The organism is Nocardiopsis sp. iso_40 (assembly GCF_056173285.1).
Map to the genome: position 1 here is coordinate 2,239,439 of NZ_CM149666.1, position 23,188 is coordinate 2,262,626.

Consider the following 23,188-nt stretch of genomic DNA (forward strand, 5'->3'; position numbering starts at 1 on the left):
GAGGCGGAAGGCGGCCCATGCGGTTCTTGCCCGAATACCGTAGTCCAAGGGTGGCGGTGGTGGGATTCGGCTACGTCGGTTGCTGTCTCGGCGTGGCTCTCGCCGGGAACGGGATCCCCGTCGTGGGAATCGAGAGCTCCCCAGCGCTCGTCGACGGACTCAGAGCGGGCCGTTGCCCCGTGCCCGAACCCGGCGTCATCGACGCCTTCACCGAGCTCGCCGGGTCACCGGACCTGACCTTCACCAGCGACTACGACGCCCTCTTGGACGTCGACGTGGTGGTGATCACCGTCGGGACCCCCATCGACGAGCACGGGGCGCTCGTGACCGAACAGCTGGAACGCGTGTGCGAACAGATCGCGCCCAGGCTCCGGCCAGGGCGGCTGGTGATCGTCAAGAGCACGGTGGTACCCGGAACCACCAGGACCCTGGTGGCACCACTGCTGGAACAGGACGGCCTCGCCCAGGAACGTGACTTCGGCCTGGTCTGCTGCCCGGAACGGCTCGCCGAGGGCGAGGCCCTGGTCCAACTGGGCGAACTACCGGTCGTGGTCGGGGGCGGAGGCCCGGAGGGCGTGGCCGCCGCGGCCCGGTTCTGGGAGGACGCCCTGTCGGTGCCCACACGGATCCTGCCCAGCAGTGACGCCGCCGAGACCGTCAAACTCGCCACCAACTGGTGGATCGACGCCAACGTGGCGATGGCCAACGAACTGGCGCGCTTCTGCGCCGCCTTCGGCATCGACGTCACCGACGTCATCGGAGCCTCGAACTCCCTGCCCAAGGGCCAGGGCAACGTGAACATCCTCCAGCCCGGAATCGGTGTGGGCGGGTCGTGCCTGACCAAGGACCCGTGGATGGCCTGGCGCGCGGCGATGGACCGGGGCGTACGGCTGCGGACCATCGACACCGCCCGAGGGGTGAACGACGAGATGCCCGCCTACGCCGCCGAGACCATCCTCGAGGAGATCGTCAAACTGGGCCGGGACCCCGCGGCGGCTGAGATCGCCGTACTCGGTGTCGCCTTCAAGGGCGGTACGGGCGACCTGCGCGGCACCCCCGTCAAGGGGGTGGTGCACCACCTGCGCAGCGCGGGTGCGCGGGTGCGGATGTACGACCCCCTGGCCGACCCGCGCCAGGTGCGCGCCGAACTCGGCGGGACGGTGGCCGACTCACTGGAGGAGGCGGTCCGCGGCACCGACGCGGTGGCCTTCCTCGCCGGGCACCCCCAGGTCCGCGCAGTCTCCCCGGAGCAGCTGGGCCAGCTGGTCCCGGCTCCCGCCCTGGTCTTCGACGGGCGCTCCCACTTCACGGCGGAGGAGGTCGCGAGGCTCCGCGAACTCGGGTTCCGCTACCGGGGGGTGGGCAGGTGAGCCGGCGCACGACCCTGGTGACCGGCGGGTTCGGTTTCATCGGCGGGCACCTGGTGGAGCGGCTGCTCCGGCGGGGGGACGACGTCGTGGTGGTCGACCCGGCACCCGCACCTCCGGATCTGGGTGGCCGAAGGGCCGCCGTACGCCACGTCAGGGCCGACGTCCGCGCCGCGGACGCCCTCCGAGGCATCGACGTCCGGGGGGTCGCCGAGGTCTACCACCTCTCCTCGGTGGTGGGTGTGGACCAGTACCTCACGGACCCGCTCGACGTCATCGACACCTCTGTCCTGGGTACCCGCAACGCGCTCGACCTGGCCAGGAGAGCCGGCGCCAAGTTGGTCCTGGCCAGCACCAGCGAGGTCTACGGCAGGAACCCGGCCACCCCCTGGGACGAGAACGCCGACCGGGTGCTGGGCAGTACCTCCGCGGACCGGTGGTGCTACTCCTCCAGCAAGGCGGTGGCCGAACACCTCGCCGTGGCCTACGCGCGCCGGTACGGCTCCCGCCTGTCGATCGTCCGCTACTTCAACGTCTACGGACCCCGACAGCGCCCCGCCTACGTGATCAGCAGGACCGTGCACCGCCTGACGCGCGGACTGCGGCCGATCCTCTACGACGGCGGTGCGCAGACCAGGTGTTTCACCTACGTCGACGACGCCGTGGAGGCGACCCTGCTGGCCGGGGAGAGCCGGGCCGCCGACGGGCACACCCTCAACATCGGAAGCGACCAGGAGCTGACCATGGCCGAGGCCGTCCGAGCCGTCGCCGCAGCGATGGGGAGCGACGCGGAGCCGCGTGTACTCGACACCCGGGCCCGTGTCGGTGCCGTCTACGAGGACGTCGGACGCCGGGTGCCGGACGTGTCCGAGGCACGGCGGATCCTGGGGTGGCGCTGGAGCGTCCCCTTCGAGGAGGGGGTCGCCAGGACGGTCGCGTGGGCGCGCGCCAACCCGTGGTGGTCGCGGCTGCCCGAGGGCGGTATCGCCCTGGAGCCGGCGTCCGCCCCGACCGGGGAAAGGCGGGTGGGTTAGATGGGCGCCGCACCGGTCCGCGGCGGTACGCTGCGCTACTTCGGGCCCGGGGGCATGGACCACGTGGACCCCGCCTGCGCTTACTACGCCTTCTCCCACCAGATCATCCGGCTGTTCGCCCGGCAGTTGTTCAGCTACCCCACGGCGCTGGACGAGTCCGCCCTCTCCCCGGCGCCCGACGTGGCACGGGAGATGCCCACGGTGGGGAACGGGGGCGTGAGCGAGGACGGGCTCACGTACACCATTCGACTGCGCCCGGGGGTGCTCTGGGACACCGAACCGGCGCGGGAGGTGACGGCGGCCGACTTCGTGCGCGGTCTGAAGAGACTCTGCAACCCCGTCACGGGGGCGGGCGCCCTCACCTACTTCACCAGCACCGTCGACGGTATGGCGGAGTTCGCTCAGGGGTACCGCGAGGCGGTGGCCGACGCACCGGCCAGCGCGGCCCCGCTCGCCCGCTACCAGGAAGGGCACGACATCCGCGGTCTGCGCGCGGTAGACGCCAGGACCCTGGTCATCGAGCTCCGTCAGCCCGCGAACGACCTCGTCAACATCCTGGCGACGACCTTCGCCTCCGCGGCCCCCGCCGAGTACGACGCCTTTCTCCCCGACAGCCCCGAGTTCATCGCGGGGATCCGCTCCAACGGCCCCTACCGGCTGGCTTCCTACCTCGGGGGGGACCACCTCCTGATGGAGCGCAACCCGGCCTGGAGGCAGGAGGCCGACCCCATCAGGCACCAGTACGTCGACGGTATCGACGTACGCATCCGCAGGGTGTCCGACGACGAGGTGCGCCGGGCGGTCCGGGCGGGCCGCGCAGACCTCTCCTGGGGCGCCCCCGTGATCAACCCCGACCGCGTGGTACCCGACGCCGACCGCCGCGTGGGATACGCCATGAACCCCTACCTGGTCTTCAACATGCGCGGCTCGAACGCGGGGGGCGCCCTGCGCGACCCCCTGGTACGCCGGGCCATCGCGCACGCGATCAACAAGGCGGCCCTGGTGCGCCTGTTCGACGACATGGACCTGGGCACGGTCACCCAGACCGCCCACACCGCGATTCCCCCGGGCAACATCGGGCACCGCGCCCACGAGCCCCACGAGGCCCCCGACGACCGGGGCTCACCCGACCGGGCCCGCGCACTGCTCGCGGAGTCCGGTCGCGGCCGGTTCACCCTGCGCCTCCTCTACCGTGAGGAGACTCCCCACCGGGACATCGGGGAACACCTCGCCGCCGATCTCGCCGCCGTGGGGATCGACACCGAGCTCCGGATGATCCGCCACGCCGACGAGTACTACCGCATCCTCCAGGACCCGTCCCGCGCGGAGGCGGGGGAGTGGGACCTGACCGCGCCGGCCTGGACGCCGGACTGGTTCGGCAACAACGGCCGGACGTGTGTACAGCCGCTCTTCCAGTCGCACTTCGCTGTGGGTACGGCCAACTACGGCGGCTACCGCGACGAGGAGGTGGACCGGCTCATCGAGGAGGCGCTCCGCGCCCCTTCGCCCGAACGGGCCGAGGAGCTCTGGCACCGGGTGGACCGCAAGGTCGTCGAGGACGCCGCCATCGTGCCGATCCTGGTATGTGAGCCGACCATCCCGCACATCATGAGCGACCGCGTACGCGGAGCGGTCCCACTCCCGCACGTGGACCGCTGGTACGACGCGAGTCACATCTGGCTGGACCCCCCGGACGGATCCGCACCGTCACCCGGCTGAACCCCGCGCCCCGGTCGATCGGTTCGCTGACAGTGCCCGACGGGAGCGCTCCGACGCCTGGGGCCGGGACCTCCTCGAGATACCGGACGCGGGGCCGGGCCCGCGGGCCCGGCCCCGACGGCCCCGTGGTCAAGGGGAGTCCGCCCCGATGAGCCGCACAGTGGCGAGATCGTAGGAGAACCCGAGCGCGGGCAGCTCGACGGCGTCCCGCACGCGCGCTCCGCGCAGGCGCGCCGCCCAGGGCGCCTGGAAGAGCAGCGGGAGGAAGGGGAGGTCCTCGAGAACGCGCTCCTCCACCTGCGACCAGGCCGCGTTCCGGGTCCCGGGGTCCTCCACCGCCCGCAGCGCCCGGTCCACGAGAGCGTCCACCTCGGGGTTGGCGTACCCGCCCGGGTTCGGGCCGCCCAGCACCTCACCGGAGCACAGGGGCTGGAGGAACGCCCTGGCGTTCTCGTGGAACCAGGCCGGCGACCAGGAGAGCGCGACGAGGTCCCAGCTCCGGTCCTCCGCAGCCCCGTCCCCCGACAGCACGCGCCGCAGGGCCGCGGGGGCGAGGCCGCGCAGGGTGACGGAGACACCCGCTTTCTCCATGTCGGCGGCGTACGAGCGCGCCATGGCCGTCTCGGTCCGCCCCGACGGATGGAGCACGGTCAGTTCCAGGTCCCCGTCCACTCCGGCCTCGGCCAGCAGGGCGCGTGCGGCGCTCGGGTCACCGCCGCGGGCCGGGCCCGACGCGGAGTCCCGGGCCGCGTCGTTGCCCGGCGGTACGAGCGAGTCCGCCACCCGGACGGAGTTCCCGGCGCCCGAGGCGACGGCGATCCCGGCCAGTGCCTCCCGGTCGATGGCGCGGCCCAAGGCCCGTCTGACCCTGACGTCGGACAGGGGGCCGTCCCCAGCCGCGGCCAGGTTGAACGCCAGGTAGGGGTCGAGCGAGTAGCCGAGCCGGTGGCCGGGCTCCGGCTCGGGGGGCGGGTAAGGCCCGGCCAGTTCGACGCCCCACGGGAGGTCGGCGGTGCCGTTGCGGACGCTCTCGGCTATCTCGTCCGGCCCGGAAGGGTCCACGGTGACTTCCACCGCGTCCAGGTTCCGTGCCCGTACGGGATCCGACTCGGCGTTCCAGACCGGGTTGGGCTCCAGCCGCAGTCGCGCGCCCGGTTCGTGGACGGCCACACGGTAGGGGCCGTTGGAACGAGTATGCGCGGACAGTTCCCCGCTTCCGGGGACGAAGGCGTCGTACTCGGCGGGCGCGGGCGCGACACAGGGCATCGCCAGGACGTCGATCAGGTCGAGCGCCGGGCGCACGAGTTCGATCATGAGGGTCTGGTCGTCGAGGGCGAACACGCCGGGGATGTCGTGGGTGTTCTGGAAGTCCGCGAACGCCCGCGCGCCGGCGGCCGGCCCGCGGACCGCTGCGGCGTAGTCCGCGCGGAACGCGGCCATTCCCCGGACGGTGCCGGTGAGGTGGCTGAGCGCCGCTGTGCCCGCGACGGGCGCGCACAGGCGCTTCAGTCCGCGGATGACGTCGTGCGAGGTCACCGCGCGGGCCGGTTCGGTGTCCCAGAGGACGTCGTCGCGCAGGTGGACCACGTAGGACGTCTGGCTCGCCCCCAGCCCCGCGTTGTAGGTGGAGGGCACCGCCGCGGCCAGGTCGGGCACGGGCTCGACGGCCTGCCACTGGTCGCGGTTTCCCACCGGGGCGTAGGTGAACAGCTGGCGCGTCCACAGGCGCCGGAGCTGGTCCGCCGGGGACCGCTCCGCGACCGCGGCGTCCAGCGGCTCGATGTCGGCGGGGCCCCGCAGGCGGAGCGTACCGCCGCCTCGCGCGTCGTCGTTCATGTCCGTCCTCCCCCTCAAGAGATCTCGCGCGCCAGCGCGGCCATGGTCGTGACGGCCCGGTCGATCTCGTCGTGGTCGTTGAACAGGTGAGTGCACAGGCGTGCGGCGTAGTGCTGGTGGGGTGAGCCGGGGACGTCGAACTCCGTCCACCTGATCCAGATCCGGTGCTCCTGTTCCAGCCGGTCCACGAAGGCGGTGAACTTCTTGATGTTCCAGGCGTCCTCGGGCGCGGGGAACGGGTTGAAGGCGATCAGGGGCGAGCGCAGGCCCGGGTCGGCGGAGGGGGAGTAGAGGGCGTCCCAGCCGAAGCTCTCCACCAGCCTGCCCCGAGCGTGTTCGGCCAGGTCCCGTACCCGCTCCTCGATACGGTCCCGGCCGATCTCGTCCCACATCTCGCAGGCCCTGGCCAGAGCGGCCCCCTTGGCGATGCTGGCGCTTCCCGCGCTCTGGAGGTAGTCGCCCATGTTGTAGCTCGCCACCGAGGTCGTCGTCCTCGGCGGCGGTGCCCCGATCATCGGGTACCACGTGGAGATGAGGGGCCAGAAGGTCGGCAGGGGCAGCGGGTTGTGCTCGGGGTGCACCTTGTTGCGTACGTAGAGCAGCCCCGTCCCCAGGGGGCCGCACTGGAACTTCGATCCGGAACAGGAGATGAAGTCGGCGCCGTAGGCGCGCAGATCGCAGTCGAGCATCCCCGGTACCAGCGCTCCGTCGACCACGGTGACCAGGCCGTGGCGGTGGGCCAGCTCGCACAGCGCGCGGACCGGCATCATTGTGCCGGTGAACAGGGTGATCGCGGCGAACGCCAACACCTTGGTCCGGGGGGTGATCTGTTCCTCGAAGAGCCGGACGATCTCCTCGGCGCGCACGTCGGGTCCCGAGGGGGGCGTGATCATACGGATCGTCAGCCCGTGCCGGTTCCGCACCAGGTTGAAGTTGGACAGCACCGAATAGCACTCGTGGCTGGTGGTGACGACCTCGTCCCCGCTCTTCAGGTCCAGCCCCTGGATGACCCTGGCGACGCCCTCCGTGGCGTTGTGGCAGATGACCATCTCGTCCTCGTCCACGCCGAAGGCACGGCCGATGCTGGCTCGGTGCTCCGTGTACATGGCGGGCGGGTAGACGTTCATGAGACCGCCGGTCCACTCCCGGGTCACCCGGTCGTTGACCTCCAGAACGTCGTAGGGCATCGCTCCGACGGTTCCGGTGTTGAGGTGGGTGCTGTCGCGGTCGAGCGCGAACAGGTCGCGGATCTCGTCCCAGGACGCCGTGCGTAGCCCTCCACTGGGCCGTGGCGCGCTCGGGGGCGGGGCCGACCGGGACGGATGAGTACGGGAAACCAAGGTCTCTCCCTCTGGGATCGTGGGGACACGGTGGTATCGGCCCGTGCGGCGGGTGGTGCTGGCCCCGGGGCCCTGTGCGCCCCGGACTCAGTCGCGCGGACGCAGCGAGCTGAGGGCCAGGAGCAGGCTCCGGGCCTCGATGTTGACGTGGTGGGTGTGGTGGAGGAGTTCGCTGAGCTGCTGTGCCGTCATCCAGGCATAGCCCGGCGGGAGGTCCTGGGGCAGGGGCGTCGTGGGTTCCACGATCAGGTGGCGCGTGGTCGCGTGGTGGAAGCGCCCGCCCTCCTCGGACTGCTCTACGTCGTAGCGCACGCGTGTCCTGGCCGGGTCCAGGACCAGGTCGAGGAAGGCGGGGCGCCGGTCGGGAGGCAGTACCGCCAGATTGGCGGGGTCGCACTGGACCGTGGGGCCGATCTCGGCTGAGTCCAGGTATCCGGCCCTCAGATCGGCGCGGGTGAGCAGGTGCAGTGTTCCCGCGATCCGCTGGACGACGAACGCCGTCAGTCCGGTTCCCCGAGGGGCCAGCAGCGGTTGGCTCCAACTCGAAACCTCCCTGGTGGTGGCCTCGATGTCCACCCCCAGGATCGAGAAGAACCGCCCTGACTCGTGGCGGATCTCGTCGTCGGTGCGCTCCCACCCGGTCACCGAGCCGAGAGGGATCGGACGCGCGCTCAGGGACTGGCGGGCCTTCTGCCCGGAGATCCACGCCCTGATGCCCGCCGAGGAGTGGACGGACTCCTGCTCAGCGGCTCTGAAGGAGCCCTCCACCGCCCCCGCGAACCCCGTGTTCCCACGGGGGCCCTCGCCCCGGGCGGCGGAGGAGGGCAGGCAGGACAGCACGGTCCGGGTGTCCATGTTCACCAGGTGGGGGCGGTGTAGGGCGTCGAGCACGTCCCCGAGCGTCAGCCAGGTGAAGTCCTCGCCCTCGGTGACCTCCGCCGTCGTCTCCACCACCACGTTGCGGTTGCGTTTGCCGAGGAACCAGGACCCCTGCTCGGATTGGAGCACGTCCACGAGTACGCGGGCCCGGCCGGGTTCGGTGAAGTACTCCAGGTGGCGCGGGCGGGCACCGCGGTGAAGGCGCAGGTAGTTGCTCGAAGTGGCCTGGACGGTGGGGGAGAGTTGAACCGTGGTGGTGTTGCCGGGTTCCATCTTGGCCTGCATGAGAAAGCGCAGGACCCCGTCCACCTCCTTGGCCAGGATCCCGAGGATGGCGACGTCGGCCTGGTGGATGATCGGCTGCTGCCAGTGCGTCGGGGAGGTTTCCTCAGCGCGCACGTCCAGGCCCCGGACGCTGAAGTATCCGCCGCTGCTGTGCACGAGGTCGCCCGAACCCGGGGCGAACCCCCAGCCTCGGAGACGGTCGAACGGGACGCGTTCGACCCTGAAGGAGCCGCTGTCGCGCCTGGCCGCCAACCATGAGCCGACACCCCCCCGGGGGGAGCTCCTGACCTGTGCCGATACGGCCAACCGTTCGGACAGGGCTTCCCTCGCCTCGGTATTGGTCCGCACGCGCTCTCCCGCTGGGTCGGCTGCCTCCGAGTCCGGCGGACGGAGCGGGCAGCGATCACTTCGGCACAAAATACTTAAAATACATATACCTTTTTGATGGCGATGAACACAAGGGAGGTGCTCGGGGCGGTCGGTCGGGACGCCTCATCGCGCGGGCACGCCCTCGACCACGGACATGACGGTGGAGGTGCCCATCACCCTGGACAGGCGCAGCCCCGCCGCTTCGAAGAGCGGTTCGAGTTCGGCCGCGCTGCGTTCCCGGCCGGTCAGGGCCGCCAGCATCATGAGGTCCATCGCCTTGCCCTGGTGCTCGGTGCTGTCCTGGGGGACGACGGCGTCCACTACCAGGACCCGCCCGCCGGGCTCGAGCGCCCTGCGGCAGTTCTCCAGGATGCGCACGCTCTGTTCGTCGTCCCAGTTGTGCAGGATGCGTTTGAGCAGATGGACGTCTGCGGTCGGTACCCCGGTGAAGAAGTCCCCCTCTTCCGTACGCCAGCGTCCGCGCAGGTCCTCGGCGGCCCGGAGGCGGCCGGTGTCCACGGCGCCCGGCCGGTCGAACAGCACGCCCTTGAGCCCCGGGTGCTCGCGCAGGGCGCTGGCCAGCAGGCTGCCGTTGCGTCCGCCCAGGTCGGCGACGGTTCCGTGGGCGGGGAGCTCGCACCCTCGCACCACCAGTTCGTTCTCCGCGTCGGACACCGTGGCCATGCCCTCGTAGTACAGCTCGTCCAGCGCCGGGTCGGAGTCGAGGTAGGCGGGCAGGGTGAGCCCGAACAACCGCGCGAACTCGGGCCGATCCTGCAGCACGCTCTCCGGAAGGCGGTGCGTCATGGTCCAGAACATCGTGTCGGTGAACATCAGGACGCCGGGGGCGGCGGGGACGGCGGAGTCGCTGCGCAGCGCGCGTCCCCGCTCCCCCAGGGAGAAGCGGTCCCCGGAATGCTCGTCGAACACCCCCCGGGAGGCGAGCAGCCGCAGGACGCGCCGCAGGGCGTCAGGGCGCGCCCCGGTCGCCTCCGCGAGCGGCCCGAGCTCCATCGGGGTGTCGCCCAGGTGGTCCGCGACGCCGATCGCCGCCGCCGTGCGCAGTGCCGCGGAGTAGGTGTAGGTCATCGCCTCTTCGTAGAGGAAGAGAGCCGAGGAGTGGTCGTCCATGATCCTTCTCCCGTCGTGTGGGCGGTCGCCCCGGTTCGTGGTTGACTTCGGCGACGCGCTTAATGACTATACCTATATAAAGTTCTCTTCTTCTGGTTCGTTCGTCGAAGAACGGCACGCGGAGAGCCCCTCCCCTGCCCGGTCCCGCGGCCAGGAGTCCGACCACGAACGGAGTGGACGCCATGACTCCACAGCACACCGACGACGGTTCGGTCGTCTCCTCCCTGCCCGTGCCCGGTACCTACCTGTGCGGCCTGACCTGGGACGGTGAACGGTTCTGGCACTCCGACCAGCGGGCCGGTGAGCTGTACGCCCTGGACCCGGACGACGGCGGGGTCCTGGAGCGGTACCCCTGTCCCGGTGCCCGCGCGGACCTCACCCACTTCGACGGCCTGCTCTCCCAGGTGGGCGAGCGCCCCAAGCGGCTGCTGCTCATCGACCCGGACACTGGCGGGATCGAGGGCCGCAAAGCCGTCCGGCCCTCCAACGGACGCCTGTGCGGCACCGAGGCGGGGCCGGAGGGGCTCTGGATGTGCCTGCGCAGGCCCCCTGTCGTGCAGCTGCGGGACCTGGCCACCATGACGGTCCAGCGCGAGTTCCCGGTCGAGGGCAACCCCTCCGGCCTCACCTACGCAGGGGGCGTCGTCTTCTACAGCGACTACGAGGAGGAGGTGATCCGCGGGTACGACGTGCGCACGGAGCGCAAGGTCTTCAGTGCGCCCGCCAAGGGGCACCCCACGGGGATGGCATGGGACGGGCGGCTGCTCTGGTACTGCGACTTCCCGGGCCGCGCCCTCCGCGCGATCCTTCCCGAGATCCTGCGCGAGGGGAGCGGGACGTGAGCGGCGCCGAGCGGCTGGAGGGGCGGCCGGTGCTCCTCCTCGTGGGCGTCGTCTTCGAGCACTACCGGGGTTACCTGCTGCGCAGCGTCGCGGAGATGGCCGACGTATGGCTTCTCGCCGAGTCCGAGACCACATGGGAGGACGACCACCTCCTCGGGAGCACCGTGGTCGACACCTCCGCCCCCGACGCACTGCTCGCCGCCGCCCTCGACGTGGCCGCGCGCCACCCGGTCCGGGGGGTGCTGTGCTGGGATGAGCTGAAGATGGAGAACAGTGCGCGCGTCGCGGCCGAACTCGGTCTCCCCGGCGTGCCGCCGGACGTGATCGACCGGTGTCGTGACAAGCACAGGACCCGGACGATCCTCGCCGCGGCGGGTGTGCCCCAGCCCCGGTCCGTACTGGTCCTGTCCGCCGAGCACGCGGTGCGCGAGGCGTCGCGGATCGGTTTCCCCGTCGTGCTCAAACCGCGGGCGCTTGGGGCCAGCCTCGGTGTGGTGCGCGCCGACTCCCCGCGGGAGGTGGAGTCCGCCTACGCCCACGCGCGCGCCGCCCACGTGCCCATCGCCCGCTACTACGACGCCGGCGTCCTCGTCGAGGAGTGTGTGGAGGGCGGGGAGGTCAGCGTCGACTCGGCCTGCGGTGACGGGCACGTCCGCCCGCTTTTCGTCGCCCGCAAGCAGAGCGGCTTCGCCCCGTACTTCGAGGAGGTCGGGCACGTGGTGGACGGGTCCGACCCCCTGATCTCCGACCCCGGGCTGCTCGACGCGCTCCTGCGTGCCCACCGGGCCCTGGGCTTCACCACCGGTACCACCCACACCGAACTGCGCCGCGGAGCCGACGGGTGGAAGGTGATCGAGGTCAACTGCCGCCTGGGGGGAGACCTGATCCCCTTCCTCGGCAGGGCCGCCACCGGGATCGACGCGGCGAAGACCGCGGCGTCGATCGCCCTCGGCCTGGCTCCGGAACCGGTCATCACCCACCGCAGGGTCGCCGGGGTGCGCTTCCTCTATCCCGACCGCGCGCTCACGGTGGACCGGGTGGAGATCAGCAGGTCCGAGCTGCCCTCGCCGATAGCGGTGGCCGATGCGACCGTCGAGCGCGGGGACCGGGTGGCGCCACCGCCTGAAGGGCATGTGTGGGGCCGCTACGGGCTGGCCATCGCCGTGGCGGAGTCACGGAGCGCCTGTCTCCACGCGCTCCGGGGCGTGCAACCCGCCTTCACGCTGCACGCCATGCAGGAGACGCCGGACCGGGTCGGCTGAGGCGGTCCGGTCCTGAGGGCGGCCATGGCGGTGGCCGCCTGTTTCGGGCTGTCTTGGGAAGGCCCTCACCTCGGGGTGAGAACTGTCTTCCGTTGCACGGGAGTCGTTGACGAGAACTTTAAAAAAATATAGTTTCTGAGATCGATGCTCCCTGCCGCTCATCGGCGGCGCATCGAGTTGGAGGTCCTCAATGGCCATGGAAAACTACGAATCGCTGGATCTGGCCCCCAAGCCGATCCGACCGCACATCCTGGCTGCCGCGACCATCGTCTACGGCGATGACTACTACGGCGGCAAGCGGGAGACCATCAACCTCTCCGGCTTCGTCCAGATGAACAAGTGGCCCATGCCGGGCTTCGAGCACCGGGTGGACGCCAAGGGGCACGCCGAGTTCGACACGGAGCTGATCAGCGCTCCCGAGGTGGGTATCAAGGGGTTCAGCTACGAGTTGAACGACCGGATCCAGATCCTGTCGAACCCCCTTCTGCCCAACACGGGGCACGTGCGGCAGATCGCGCCGGGCACCAACTTCCCGGCCGAGTTCCACATCCGCCGCTTCGGCATCCTGGAGACCAGCAGCATGCGGCTGGTGCACCGTAACGTCATCGACATCTACGGCGTCGTCGACTCGGTTCCGCCCTTCCAGAAGCCCCTGAACCGCCCCTACCTGGGTTACCCGCGCGGTGACCAGCCCATGGAGCTGGTGCAGTCCCCGGGTGTCGTCCGCGGCACCACCCTGCCCGAGGCCTGGTACCCGTCGACCGACGACAACCAGCCGATCGGCACCACCCCCACGGTGTTCTTCGCCGACAGCCCCGCGGCCTGCATGTCGATGCTGATCGACCCCTCGATGATCATGCAGGTCTCGATGGAGGGTCAGCTGGAGCTGGAGGTCAACGGCCGCACCGTCACCGTCGAGGTGACCGGTGACCACAAGCTGGCCGCAGGTGCGGAGATCCTCCTGTTCGGCCCTGAGAAGCACGACGAGGGCCGCGGCGTCATCGCTCAGCTCGCCAGGACCGCTCTGGTGGGACACTGCGAGGAGCTCGGTGGCAGGGTCATGCTGCGGGCCAGCTGGCCGCGGCCGTCCGGGGGCACCCTGGGCGACGGTACCGAGGACAGCCTCAGCAGCGTTCGCTACCCGGGTGACCTGCATCTCGACGCCGAGTTCGAGGTCGTCACGCCGCACGGCGTGCTGTACGCCGCGAACCCGGTCCACGTCGCCGGACGCCTGTCGGACCTGGACCCGGAGGGCACGGAGCTGTCCATGGTCGGTTCCGACGCCGCCCTTGTGACCACCGAGGACGAGGCCAGGGCCCGCCTGACCGGGCTCCGGCTCGTCATGCGGGAGGCTGTCGTCGGCGAACACGCCGCCGTCAACCTCTGACCTCACCCACCCCCACCCTCTCCCGCGCGCCTCGGCACGGCGCGCGGGAGAGGCCCGCTCACAGGAGGCGCCGTGGACAGCCGGACACTGCTGATGCACCAGGTGATGCTCTCCGACGGAAGGCGCCTGGACGCCTACGACCGGGCCCTGCGCGAGGAGATCACCCCGGGAGACGTCGTCGCCGACCTCGGCGCGGGCACGCTCGCCCTGAGCATGCTGGCCCTCCGACACGGGGCGGAACACGTGTTCGCCGTGGAGGGCGACCCCGAGACCGCAGCGCTCGCCGAGCGCATCGCCGAGAGCAACGGACTCCGAAACCAGATCACCGTCGTCCGGGGCGACGCCCGCTCCGTGCGCCTGCCCGTACCGGCCGACGTGGTGGTGGGCGAGCTCATGGGCAACCTCGGCCCGGAGGAGGAGATGCCCGAGACCTTCGCCAGGTTCGCCGAGGCCAACCTCGCCAAGGGGGGCCGGTGCGTACCCCGTACCCTCACCACGGAGCTCACGGCGATCCAGTTCGACGGCGAGGGCTGGGGCATCTGGTCGGACGGCTTCCTCGGCCACAGTCTGGCGGTGGTCCAGGAACACGCCGCACCGGCGGCCCAGCTCCACTTCTTTCAGCGGGACCCCTCCCTGTTGAGCGATCCCGTCTCCGTGGCCGCCTCCACCCTGGGGTCCAAGGGCCCCTCGACCCTCGGGGAGGTTCACGAACTGAGGGTCGTCCGCCCCGGCAGGCTCCACGCCATCATGGGGTCCTTCACCGCGGGGTTCACCCCCGACCTGTCCCTGGCGAACTTCCCCTCCTACCCGGGCTGTAACTGGGGTGTCTGGGTCTGGCCCCTGCGCCATACCGCTGTCTCCGAGGGCGATGTCCTCAGGGTCCGGCTGCACCGGCCCGACGCGGTCCGCGACGTCATGGAGTGGCGGATGGACTGCCGGATCGTCCGGGGGAGGCCGACGCGATGACCATTCTGGCGGGTATCGTCCGCGACCTCCCCGTGAACGCGCTCACCCCCTGCGGTCTGACCTGGTTCGGTCAGTTCCTCTGGTTCTCGGAGGGCTTCACCCGGCGTATCAGCGCGGTCGACCCCTATACGGGCGAGGTCGTGCACCAGATCTCCTGCGACGACATGAGCACCGACCTCACCACGCTGCGTGGAGCGCTGCTCCAGGTCGTCGGGGATGACGACCGGTTGCGGCTGCTGGACCCCGGCAACGGCGCCACCCTCGACGAGGCGCCCAACCCCCGTCCGGGCCACTCCATCACCGGGCTCGAAGCGGGCCGTGATGGCATCTGGCTGAGCTACGGGGATCTCGGTGTCCTGGACTTTCGCTCACTGGACGACCTCGCCCTGTGGGAAACGGTCGAGGTGGGCGGGCATCCGACCGGCGTGACGGTCTCCGACGGCTTCGTCGCCTACGCAGACCACCAAAGGTCGCGGCTCACCCTTCTGGACGTAGAGGGGCACCACCGGCGCCTCACCGTCTCGGTGTGGGGGAGGCCGAGCGCTCTCACCTGGGACGGGAGGCTGCACTGGTACTGCGACGACGACACGCTTCAGCTGCGGGCGGTCGAACTTCCGGGCTTCCGGAGGTCGCCCGGCCACGAAGTGCGAAGCTGAGGGAGCCCTGTGCCTCGAAAACTCCAGTACCTGAGCCGGGCCGCGCGAGTGGTCTCCACCCTGGCCGTGGCACTGCCCGCGGCGGCGGTCGAGGGAGCGGCGGTGGCCGCGGTCGCCGGCCGTGCCCGCGGTCGCAGCCGCTTCCACCGTCGTGTGACCGGACTGCTGATGCGGTTGGGACCCGCCTTCGTCAAGGTCGGCCAGGTGCTCGGTACCCGCAGGGACGTGTTGTCGCCGGGGCTGTGCGACGAGCTCTCCCGCCTGCAGGACGACGTCGCCCCCCTGGACGAGGCGCGCAGCGAACGCCTCCTGCGCGAGATCTACGGTGAGGAGATGCGGGACCTGTTCCGATGGATCGACTTCCGTCCGGTTGCCGGGGGCAGTATCGCGTGCGTCTACCGGGCCGACAGCGAGTCCCGGGGCGCGGTGGCGCTCAAGGTCCTCAGGCCGGGGGTCCCCGAGGTGATGGAACGCGACCTGTGGCTGATACGCCGGGGCACCGCCCTGGCCGCTCGGCTGCCGTTCCTCCACGGGATGCCGGTCGTGCAGGTCGTGGGCCAGGTCGCCGACGCGGTCCTGGGCCAACTCGACTTCCCGCGTGAGGCGGAGTCCCTCCGACGGCTGCGCGGCAACCTCTCCGCGGTACGGCGTGTGAGCGCGCCGAGGGTCCACGAGGAACTGTGCCGACCCCGTTGCATCGCGATGGAGTTCGTGTCCGGCCTCGACACCCGAACCCCCCGGTCGTGCTCGCCCGCGCTGCGCAAGGGGTTCGCCGAGTCCGGTCTGACCGCCGTCTACCGGATGCTCTTCGTGGACGGGTTCGTCCACTGCGACCTGCACCGGGGCAACATGTACTTCACCGAGGCGGGGCAGGTGGTCCTTCTCGACGCCGGGTTCAGCGTCCAGCTCTCCGACCGGCTACGACGACTCTTCGCCGAGTTCTTCATGAACATGGCCGTCGGGCGCGGCACGCGCTGCGCCGAGATCGTCATCGAGAGCTCCACCGGGCTGAGTCCTGAAGCGGACCTGGAGAACTTCACCGTGCGCATGGCGGACCTGGTGCACCGCAGCCACGGACTCTCGGCCGAGGAGTTCAGTCTCATCGCCTTCGCGACCGAGATGTTCGACCTGCAACGCAGGCACGGGGTGCACGCCGCTGCTGAGCTCGTCTTCCCCCTGCTCTCCCTCCTGGTGATCGAGGGGACGATCCGCGAGCTCCACCCCGGGATCGACTTCCAGGAGACGGCCAAGCCCATGCTGAACAAGGGGCTCTTCTCCGCCTGAGACCCGCGACCGGGCCCGCTCCGAAAGGCGGGCCCAAGGGGCCTCGCAACACCTCGTCGAGCACACGAGTGCGAGCGGGCGCCCGTTCGGTGCCCGAGTGACGTGCCCCGGGTCCAGTGGGCCGTGCACCGGCGGAACGACTCGCGCGGGTGCACGGGCAGCGTCTGGACCGGGGCGCTCAGGGCGCCTGCGACCACCACTGGGACCCGGGGGCGTCCTCAGGGCCGGGTCCCGCCGGGGACAGCGGCGTACTCCCCGCGCAGGGTACTGGCCAGTGCGGCGATGTGCGCGGACGACGTCCCACAGCAGCCGCCCACGAGGTCGAGCCCGAACTCGTCGGTCCAGCGCATCATGGTCTCCGCGAAGGCTGACGGCTCCGTCGACGACGCCAGGGGCCCCGCCGCAGAGGAGCCCGGACGCCGGTCCTCGATGTTCGGATAGGCGCCGAGCGGGCCCGGGTACGACGCACGCAGGACGCGCAGCGCCTCCTCGGTCCGCTCCAGGGCGGTGCAGTTGACGCTGACCATCTCCGCCCCGGACGCCACGACCGCCCGTGCCGCCTCGGCCAGGGGCTCCCCGGACAGCAGGGTCGCGCCGTCTCCGCACACGAACCCCACCCATGGAGCGCCGCCCACAGCGACGACCTCCTCGACCGCGATCCGGGCCTCCCTGACGGTATTCATCGTTTCCACCAGGAAGATCTCCACTCCGCAGCGCCGGAGTTCGGTGGCCAGCCAGCGGTGCTCCTCGCGCAGGACCGCGTCGTCGGAGGGGACCGCGTCGGGCTGGTAGCAGTCCTCGACCGGCCCGACTGAGGCGATGACGTCCGTCCCCGGAAAGCGTTCCGCGGCGCTCCCGGCGGTTCCCAGGGCGGCGTGCACCATCCACGCCCTCCCCGACCCCGGGTCCAGTCCCAGCCTGTCCAGCGCCCGCAGGTTGCACCGGAAGGTGTTGGCGGTGAGCAAGTCCGCGCCGGCCTCGAGGAAGCCCTGGTGGACCCTCCACAGGCGCTCGCGCCTGGAGCCGATCAACAGGGACCGGTTGGTCCACCACGGGGCCTCCACGGGCTCGCCGATGCGCGCGAGCTCGGTCGCCAGCCCGCCGTCGAGCAGCCGTGGCGCGCGCGGGCGCCGAGGACCGTTCATGCCCTCTCCCTTCACCTCGCCGGGGCGGTACGCCGGACGGTGTCGGGCGCCCCGTCGGCCGGAGTCGCGGATTTCCCCGAAACCCGACCCGAAAAGTTTAAAAATATATATCATCGACCCTAGCATGAGGGGGTTTGTGCGGCCAAGAGGAGAGCCGAGTCCGCTTTGTTCCTCTTGTCAACAAGGGGCCAGAGGTTCGAGGCTCGGGTTCGTGGTTGGCCTTGACGCCCTACGAGGACATAGTCCGATATTGGAAAGGGAAGTGCAATGGAGCAGGAGTTCACCGGGTCCTCCGTGAACGAGGAGGACGGTCTCGTCCTGTGGCCGTCGACTGCCGACCCCGCCTACGCCTCCGCGCGCCGTTCCCTGCTGCGCCGGGAACGTGAACTCTCCGACCTCGCCGAGAGCGTGGCCGCGGAGCGCCGCGCCCTGCCGGAGGGCGCGGTCGTGGACGAGTACGTCTTCCGGGAGCTGCCCGCAGGACCGGCGTGGCGGCAGGGCCCCGCCGACGTCACGTTGGCTGACGCCTTCGGCGCGCACGGGGTGCTGGTGGTCTACCACCTGATGTTCGAACCGGGGAGCGGGCAGGCGTGTCCCATGTGCTCGATGTGGGTCGACGGCTTCCGGGGGGTGGCCGCGCACCTGGAGAGGCACACGGCGTTCGCGGTCGTGGCCAAGGCCGGCGCGGAGGAGCTGCGGGCCTGGGGCGCGCACCGGGGGTGGGGCGGCCTGCGGCTGCTCTCCAGTCTGGAGAACACCTTCAACCAGGACTTCGGGGTGGAGACCGGGGAGGGCGAGCAGGCCCCGGGGGTGTCGGTCTTCGTTCGAGAGGCGGGTGTGGTGCGCCACCACTACAGCGCGCGCCCGGAACTCTCGCCGACGCGCTCCGAACGGGGCATCGACCTGCTTTCTCCGGTCTGGCAGGTACTCGACCTGCTTCCAGCGGGGCGCGGCGGGTGGTACGCGGAGAACTCCTACGTCGACGGGGTGTGAGGTGCCGCGGTCGGGTCAGGCGGTCTCGTTCCGGTCCGAGCGGGTCATGTGCTCGGTGTCGAGTGGGTCGCGGGCCTCCTCCTCGGGATCCTGTCCCGCGAGCGGCCCGCGCTCCAGCTCGGACCCCAGTGAGTCGAGCCGCCGGTTCCAGAACTTCCGATAGCGGTCCAGCCACAGGTCGACGTCCTCGAGGGGGGACGGGTCCACCGCGTACCGGCGCCGGGCCCCCTCGGCGAGGACGGTCACGAGGCCGTTCTCCCGCAGGACCCTCAAGTGCTGGGAGACCGCGGGCTGGGAGATCCCGAACTCCTCCTGGATCACCGTGCCGACCTGGCCGGCGGTTCGTTCGCCGTCGGCGAGAAGTTCGAGAATGCGGCGGCGGACGGGGTCACCGAGTATGTCGAAAGCGCGCACACTCCAATATTAGCGTTCTGCTTATATAAGTCAAAGCTGATTTTTTATTTCCGGGGCCGACCGCCGCCCCCGGGCCCGGGGGCGGCGGTGCGGTCCGCCGCCGTCGCGAACTCCTCGACGGCGTCGGCCGCCCGACGGGCGCCACCCGCACCGAGGATGTCCGCACGGGCCTCGGCGGCCCGGTGCGCCGCCTTTGCGTCGGCGGCCAGGGCACGGACGGCGCGGGCGATGCCTGGGGGGTTCGTCTCACCCGGGTCCAGGCGGTGGCCGAGTCCCAGGTCGACCACCTGGTCGGCTGAGGGGCGGGCCTCCGCCGCGAAGTGGGGCGCCACGAGCGGGGGGCGGCCGTGGCGGAGCGAGTCCATGACCGCGCCCGTCGTGCCCTGGGTCAGCAGGACCGTCGTGTGCGGCAGGACCTCGTCGAAGGGGAGCCAGGGGTGAACCTCGGTGCGCTCGGGGAGCTCACCCAGTGCCGAGGGGTCGAGGAACTGGCCGATCACCAGGACCACGTGCCACTCGGAGTCGGCGAAGGCCTCAGCGCACGCGCGGAAGAACTCGGGCTGCTCGTTGAACTGGTTGCCCAGGGAGACGAGCAGGACAGGCGCCCCGTCCTCGGGCGGCCGCCAGCCGGCCGTCTCCGCGAGGGGCGGTGAGGAGGGGCCGACGAAGACGAAGCGATCGTCGAACGTCTCCTCGGCGATCTGGAACGACCGGGGGAGGAACACGATGTTGAGGTCCTCGACCTCGTCCCAGAACGACCTGATCGAGCGGTGCTCGTCTCCGAACTCCGCGAAGACCTCCCGGATCTCCGGTGCGAATCCGGTCACCTCCGCCGGGTGGCGGAACCCGTTGACCCGCCACAGCGCCTCGTAGATGGAGTAGTGCTCGTTCGCGGCGAAGATCGGCGACAGGCGCACAGCGGGTCGGCGCCACTTCTCCGCGAGCAGTCGGCCCGCGATGAAGGGAAAGACGTCGTAGACCACCAGGTCCGGGGGATCGTCGTCGAACGCGGCTTCCGCGGCGCGCAGGATCGCGAGGTTCTCCCGCAGGTGCAGCGAGTGCATCCGGGCCTCGGCGTCGTCCTGCTCGACCAGGTCTGGAACGTGGAGGTCGTCGAAGACCGACTGGTAGGGGACGAGCGTCGCCCCGGCCGACTCCACGGCGTCGGTGAACATCGCGCCGGTCACGTAGGTGATCCTGTGGCCCCGGTCGGTCAGCTCCCTGACCAGGTCGAGTGTCGGATGGACGTGGCCGTGTCCCTGGACGCTGAGGCACAGGATGTGAAGTGGTCGCATGGCTTCCCTCGGCGGTGGTGTGGTCTGGCGGGGACCACCTCAAGATAACTATAAATATATGAAGTTAATAGGGGTGTACATGGTTCGTGCCGCACGCCTTCGGGCGATCAGAGCTGCAAGATTGACTTATATAAGTAAGCGCTTCTATGATTGCCGTCAGCTGCGGAGCGCGAGATCCCGGCTCCGTTCGCGGGGTCGGCTTCCCGGTGAGTCGGCACCAGCGTGTTCAGCGTGGGTGCCGCGGTCGGCCGCATCGCACCACCACCCCAGAGGAGGACGACCATGACTTCGGACTCGGGTCCCGCCATCGAGACGGTGGACCTGAAGAAGGGCTTCGCTTCCACGCGGGCCGTCGACGGACTCGACCTGAACGTCCCACGCGGCTCCGTCTACGGCCTGCTAGGACCCAACGGCTCCGGAAAGACCACCACGATTCGCCTGCTCAGTACGCTGATCAGGCCGGACTCCGGTGTCGCGCGAGTCCTGGGACACGACGTCGTGGCCGAGGCCGACACCGTGCGCTCCAGGCTCAGCCTGACCGGGCAGTCGACCACCGTGGACGAGGAGCTGACCGGCCGGGAGAACCTCGTTCTGGCCGGACTGCTGCGCGGCCTGCGGCGCGGTGCCGCCCGGGAGCGAGCCGAACAGCTCCTGTACGCGTTCGACCTGACTGAGGCCGCGGAGCGCCTGCTGCGCACCTACTCCGGCGGAGAACGGCGCCGTATCGACATCGCGGCCAGCATCGTGGTCACTCCGGACCTGCTCTTCCTGGACGAGCCGACCACCGGACTCGACCCGCGCAGCCGCAACCAGGTGTGGGACATCATCCGCGTGATGGTCGAGACGGGGACGACGGTCCTGCTCACCACGCAGTACCTGGAGGAGGCCGACTGCCTGGCGCGCAACATCGCCCTCATCGACCGGGGCCGGGTGGTGGCCCGGGGAACGCCGAAGCAGATCAGGGAGGCCGCGGGCAACGTCACGCTGCGCCTGGGGCTGCGCGACCCGCAGCGCCGGGACGATGCCGAGGAGCTCCTGCTGCGCGACTTCGGGGCCCGGTCCTCCTGGGATCCGGAGGCGGGCCGCCTGTCGGTGGCCATCGCCGAACCAGAACGCGCGGCGGAGGCCGTCTCCCGGCTCTCCCAGCAGGGGGTCGAGGTGAGCGAGTTCGCCGCCGACCGGCCGAGCCTGGACGAGGCTTTCCTCGCGATGACCGGGAACAAGGCCACGATCACCGAACGAGAGGAAGAGGAGGCGGTCCGATGAGCGCCCCCGTCACACCCGTCAGCGACGGCGAGTCCACCGCCCTGCACCGGGCGCTGGTGGGTTCGGAGCGCCCGAGCCGGCCGGGGCCGCTGGCCGCGTCACTGGCCTTCGGCTGGCGGGCGCTGTTGAAGATCAAGCACGTTCCCGACCAGCTCAGTGACGCGATCATCTTCCCGATCATGTTCACGCTGCTGTTCACGTACCTGTTCGGCGGCGCGATGTCGGGGTCCCCCGCGCAGTACCTGCAGTACTTCCTGCCGGGTGTCGTGGTCCTGGCCGTGGCGCTCACGAGCATGTACACCGGGATCACGCTCAACCAGGACATCCACAAGGGAACCTTCGACCGGTTCCGTTCACTGCCCATCTGGAGGCCGGCGGTCCTGGTCGGCTCGATGCTCGGCGACGTCGTCCGTTACGCCGTCGCCTCGGTCGTCCCCCTGCTCCTGGGGCTGCTCCTTGGCTTTCGGCCCGAGGGCGGCTTGCTGGGGGTGCTCCTGGCGCTGCTCTTCATCCAGCTCTTCACCTTCAGCCTGGCCTGGGTCTGGACACTGTTCGGCGTCATGATGCGCACGCCGACCGCGGTCCAGGGCGCGACCTTCCCGCTCCAGTTCCTCCTGGTCTTCGGCAGCAACATCCTGGTCGATCCGGACACCATGCCCTCGTGGCTGGGCGCGGTCGTCTCGGCCAACCCCGTCAGCCACGCGACGACCGTGGTCCGGGGCCTCATGCACGGCTCCGTGACACCGGGGGAGCTGCTCGGGGGGTTCGTCGCCTGCGCGGCCCTGATCCTGCTGTTCGCGCCGCTCACGATGTTCTTCTACAACCGGAAGCAGCGGTAAGCGCACATATGTGCTTGATAGAGCGATAGCAAGTTGAGACGTTGTGGCCGGTGGTACGGTCCTGCCGGGCCACGTACGACCACCGGACTCCCGTCCCCGTGCCCGGGAACGCTCCCGGCGCGGACGAAGGAGGAGCGATGCCCGCGTCCCCAGAGGTCGAGGCATTCGGGCCGGAGCACGCCGAAGTCTACGAGCGCGTGTACCGGGCCCGCGGCAAGGACTGGGAGGCCGAGGCACGGGACGTGGCCCGCAGGGTCGGGTGTGTCCTCCCCGGTGCCTCCTCCTTGCTCGACGTCGGCTGTGGCACGGGTGCGCACCTTCAGGCGCTCGCCGGGCAGTTCGACCGGGTCGAGGGGTTGGAGATCTCCCCGGCCATGCGCGAGTACGCCCATCGTCGGCTGCCGTCGGTGCCGATCCATCCCGGGGACATGCGCGACTTCGAGCTCGGTCGATCCTTCGACGTGGTCACCTGCCTCTTCACCTCGGTGAACTACGTCAAAGACGTCTCGGAACTCCACCGGGCCGTTCGCCGTATGGCTGACCACCTGGTGGTGGGCGGTGTGCTCGTCGTCGAGCCCTGGTGGTTTCCCGAGCGCTTCCTCGAGGGGCACGTCGCCGGGGACCTCGTCCGGGGGGCTGGTCGGATCATCGCTCGCGTCTCCCACTCCCGCAGGGAGGGGCGGGCCACCCGTCTGGAGGCCCACTGGACCGTTGCCGAGCCCTCGGGTGTCACCACGTTCACCGAGGTCGAGCATCTGATGATGTTCACCGAAGCCGAGTACCGGTCGGCGTTCGCGCGGTCCGGGTGCGACGTCGAGTACCACGGGGGGTGGCTGACCGGGCGCGGGCTGTTCGTCGGGGTCAGGAGGTGAACGTTCC

General features: G+C 70.5%; 20 protein-coding genes. 13 read left to right on the plus strand and 7 right to left on the minus strand.

Features of this window, described 5'->3' with window-relative positions; translation table 11 throughout:
• The first annotated feature begins 17 nt into the window (after window positions 1-17).
• From AC0VYD_RS09875 to AC0VYD_RS09885, 3 genes are read left to right on the plus strand one after another with little or no spacing between them, the layout of a single operon-like run.
• A complete protein-coding gene (locus tag AC0VYD_RS09875; RefSeq protein ID WP_475479574.1) occupies window positions 18-1,370 on the plus strand; it encodes a nucleotide sugar dehydrogenase in 1,353 nt (450 codons plus the stop codon).
• Window positions 1,367-2,401: an NAD-dependent epimerase/dehydratase family protein gene (locus tag AC0VYD_RS09880; protein ID WP_475479575.1), complete on the plus strand. Its 1,035-nt coding sequence runs from the start codon at window positions 1,367-1,369 to the stop codon at window positions 2,399-2,401. The genes AC0VYD_RS09875 and AC0VYD_RS09880 overlap by 4 nt, the downstream gene beginning before the upstream one ends.
• Complete coding sequence (locus tag AC0VYD_RS09885; protein ID WP_475479576.1) at window positions 2,402-4,120, plus strand: ABC transporter substrate-binding protein; 1,719 nt, start codon at window positions 2,402-2,404, stop codon at window positions 4,118-4,120.
• A 129-nt stretch (window positions 4,121-4,249) separates the two neighbouring features.
• Here AC0VYD_RS09885 and AC0VYD_RS09890 read toward each other — a convergent pair whose 3' ends face one another.
• The 4 genes from AC0VYD_RS09890 to AC0VYD_RS09905 form a co-directional block, all read right to left on the minus strand.
• Window positions 4,250-5,956 carry an ABC transporter substrate-binding protein gene (locus tag AC0VYD_RS09890; protein ID WP_475479577.1) on the minus strand — a complete coding sequence of 569 codons (1,707 nt, stop codon included), beginning with the start codon at window positions 5,954-5,956 and terminating at the stop codon, window positions 4,250-4,252.
• 14 nt (window positions 5,957-5,970) lie between these two features.
• On the minus strand, window positions 5,971-7,296 hold the full coding sequence (locus AC0VYD_RS09895; protein ID WP_475479578.1) for an aminotransferase class V-fold PLP-dependent enzyme: 1,326 nt from the start codon (window positions 7,294-7,296) through the stop codon (window positions 5,971-5,973).
• An 87-nt stretch (window positions 7,297-7,383) separates the two neighbouring features.
• Complete coding sequence (locus tag AC0VYD_RS09900; RefSeq protein ID WP_475479579.1) at window positions 7,384-8,712, minus strand: NDP-hexose 2,3-dehydratase family protein; 1,329 nt, start codon at window positions 8,710-8,712, stop codon at window positions 7,384-7,386.
• A 240-nt stretch (window positions 8,713-8,952) separates the two neighbouring features.
• Window positions 8,953-9,960 carry a methyltransferase gene (locus AC0VYD_RS09905; protein ID WP_475479580.1) on the minus strand — a complete coding sequence of 336 codons (1,008 nt, stop codon included), beginning with the start codon at window positions 9,958-9,960 and terminating at the stop codon, window positions 8,953-8,955.
• Window positions 9,961-10,142: 182 nt separating this feature from the next.
• Here AC0VYD_RS09905 and AC0VYD_RS09910 point away from each other — a divergent pair, with 182 nt between their 5' ends.
• The 6 genes from AC0VYD_RS09910 to AC0VYD_RS09935 all read left to right on the plus strand — a co-directional run bounded on the left by AC0VYD_RS09910 (window position 10,143) and on the right by AC0VYD_RS09935 (window position 16,357).
• Window positions 10,143-10,802 (plus strand): NHL repeat-containing protein, encoded by a 660-nt coding sequence (locus AC0VYD_RS09910; RefSeq protein WP_475479581.1) that lies wholly within the window; start codon window positions 10,143-10,145, stop codon window positions 10,800-10,802.
• The gene (locus AC0VYD_RS09915; protein ID WP_475479582.1) at window positions 10,799-12,064 is read left to right on the plus strand and encodes an ATP-grasp domain-containing protein; all 1,266 of its coding nucleotides are present in this window, start codon (window positions 10,799-10,801) and stop codon (window positions 12,062-12,064) included. Before AC0VYD_RS09910 ends, AC0VYD_RS09915 begins: the two co-directional genes overlap by 4 nt.
• Before the next feature lie 190 nt (window positions 12,065-12,254).
• Window positions 12,255-13,451 (plus strand): DUF6004 family protein, encoded by a 1,197-nt coding sequence (locus tag AC0VYD_RS09920; RefSeq protein WP_475479583.1) that lies wholly within the window; start codon window positions 12,255-12,257, stop codon window positions 13,449-13,451.
• A gap of 72 nt (window positions 13,452-13,523) precedes the next feature.
• Window positions 13,524-14,417: a methyltransferase domain-containing protein gene (locus AC0VYD_RS09925; RefSeq protein ID WP_475479584.1), complete on the plus strand. Its 894-nt coding sequence runs from the start codon at window positions 13,524-13,526 to the stop codon at window positions 14,415-14,417.
• Complete coding sequence (locus tag AC0VYD_RS09930) at window positions 14,414-15,073, plus strand: YncE family protein (protein ID WP_475479585.1); 660 nt, start codon at window positions 14,414-14,416, stop codon at window positions 15,071-15,073. The genes AC0VYD_RS09925 and AC0VYD_RS09930 overlap by 4 nt, the downstream gene beginning before the upstream one ends.
• Window positions 15,074-15,082: 9 nt before the next feature.
• Window positions 15,083-16,357: an ABC1 kinase family protein gene (locus AC0VYD_RS09935; RefSeq protein ID WP_475479586.1), complete on the plus strand. Its 1,275-nt coding sequence runs from the start codon at window positions 15,083-15,085 to the stop codon at window positions 16,355-16,357.
• 218 nt (window positions 16,358-16,575) lie between these two features.
• On the opposite strand, the gene AC0VYD_RS09940 is transcribed toward AC0VYD_RS09935, so the two are convergent.
• The gene (locus tag AC0VYD_RS09940; protein WP_475479587.1) at window positions 16,576-17,502 is read right to left on the minus strand and encodes a homocysteine S-methyltransferase family protein; all 927 of its coding nucleotides are present in this window, start codon (window positions 17,500-17,502) and stop codon (window positions 16,576-16,578) included.
• Between the two features lie 267 nt (window positions 17,503-17,769).
• Between AC0VYD_RS09940 and AC0VYD_RS09945 the strand changes: the two genes are divergently transcribed.
• Entirely contained in the window at window positions 17,770-18,495 is a 726-nt protein-coding gene (locus AC0VYD_RS09945) for a DUF899 family protein (protein WP_475479588.1), read from the plus strand.
• A 15-nt stretch (window positions 18,496-18,510) separates the two neighbouring features.
• Here the strand turns inward: AC0VYD_RS09945 and AC0VYD_RS09950 are convergent, their stop codons facing one another.
• Both AC0VYD_RS09950 and AC0VYD_RS09955 read right to left on the minus strand, forming a co-directional pair.
• A complete protein-coding gene (locus AC0VYD_RS09950) occupies window positions 18,511-18,909 on the minus strand; it encodes an ArsR/SmtB family transcription factor (RefSeq protein WP_475479589.1) in 399 nt (132 codons plus the stop codon).
• 44 nt (window positions 18,910-18,953) lie between these two features.
• Window positions 18,954-20,204, minus strand: a complete 1,251-nt coding sequence (locus tag AC0VYD_RS09955) for a macrolide family glycosyltransferase (protein ID WP_475479590.1) — start codon at window positions 20,202-20,204, stop codon at window positions 18,954-18,956.
• Window positions 20,205-20,486: 282 nt separating this feature from the next.
• On the opposite strand from AC0VYD_RS09955, the gene AC0VYD_RS09960 reads away from it, so the two are divergent.
• From AC0VYD_RS09960 to AC0VYD_RS09970, 3 genes are all read left to right on the plus strand, one after another.
• A complete protein-coding gene (locus AC0VYD_RS09960; RefSeq protein WP_475479591.1) occupies window positions 20,487-21,470 on the plus strand; it encodes an ATP-binding cassette domain-containing protein in 984 nt (327 codons plus the stop codon).
• The gene (locus tag AC0VYD_RS09965; protein ID WP_475479592.1) at window positions 21,467-22,309 is read left to right on the plus strand and encodes an ABC transporter permease; all 843 of its coding nucleotides are present in this window, start codon (window positions 21,467-21,469) and stop codon (window positions 22,307-22,309) included. Before AC0VYD_RS09960 ends, AC0VYD_RS09965 begins: the two co-directional genes overlap by 4 nt.
• Before the next feature lie 137 nt (window positions 22,310-22,446).
• Window positions 22,447-23,181 (plus strand): class I SAM-dependent methyltransferase, encoded by a 735-nt coding sequence (locus AC0VYD_RS09970; RefSeq protein WP_475479593.1) that lies wholly within the window; start codon window positions 22,447-22,449, stop codon window positions 23,179-23,181.
• Window positions 23,182-23,188: the final 7 nt, after the last annotated feature.

Bases quoted from the DNA above. Each gene is read 5' to 3' on its own strand.
- AC0VYD_RS09875 (WP_475479574.1), top strand. From the start codon at position 18: ATGCGGTTCTTGCCCGAATACCGTAGTCCAAGGGTGGCGGTGGTGGGA.
- AC0VYD_RS09885 (WP_475479576.1), top strand. From the start codon at position 2,402: ATGGGCGCCGCACCGGTCCGCGGCGGTACGCTGCGCTACTTCGGGCCC.
- AC0VYD_RS09890 (WP_475479577.1), bottom strand. From the start codon at position 5,956: ATGAACGACGACGCGCGAGGCGGCGGTACGCTCCGCCTGCGGGGCCCC.
- AC0VYD_RS09905 (WP_475479580.1), bottom strand. From the start codon at position 9,960: ATGGACGACCACTCCTCGGCTCTCTTCCTCTACGAAGAGGCGATGACC.
- AC0VYD_RS09910 (WP_475479581.1), top strand. From the start codon at position 10,143: ATGACTCCACAGCACACCGACGACGGTTCGGTCGTCTCCTCCCTGCCC.
- AC0VYD_RS09920 (WP_475479583.1), top strand. From the start codon at position 12,255: ATGGCCATGGAAAACTACGAATCGCTGGATCTGGCCCCCAAGCCGATC.
- AC0VYD_RS09930 (WP_475479585.1), top strand. From the start codon at position 14,414: ATGACCATTCTGGCGGGTATCGTCCGCGACCTCCCCGTGAACGCGCTC.
- AC0VYD_RS09940 (WP_475479587.1), bottom strand. From the start codon at position 17,502: ATGAACGGTCCTCGGCGCCCGCGCGCGCCACGGCTGCTCGACGGCGGG.
- AC0VYD_RS09945 (WP_475479588.1), top strand. From the start codon at position 17,770: ATGGAGCAGGAGTTCACCGGGTCCTCCGTGAACGAGGAGGACGGTCTC.
- AC0VYD_RS09955 (WP_475479590.1), bottom strand. From the start codon at position 20,204: ATGCGACCACTTCACATCCTGTGCCTCAGCGTCCAGGGACACGGCCAC.
- AC0VYD_RS09960 (WP_475479591.1), top strand. From the start codon at position 20,487: ATGACTTCGGACTCGGGTCCCGCCATCGAGACGGTGGACCTGAAGAAG.
- AC0VYD_RS09965 (WP_475479592.1), top strand. From the start codon at position 21,467: ATGAGCGCCCCCGTCACACCCGTCAGCGACGGCGAGTCCACCGCCCTG.
- AC0VYD_RS09970 (WP_475479593.1), top strand. From the start codon at position 22,447: ATGCCCGCGTCCCCAGAGGTCGAGGCATTCGGGCCGGAGCACGCCGAA.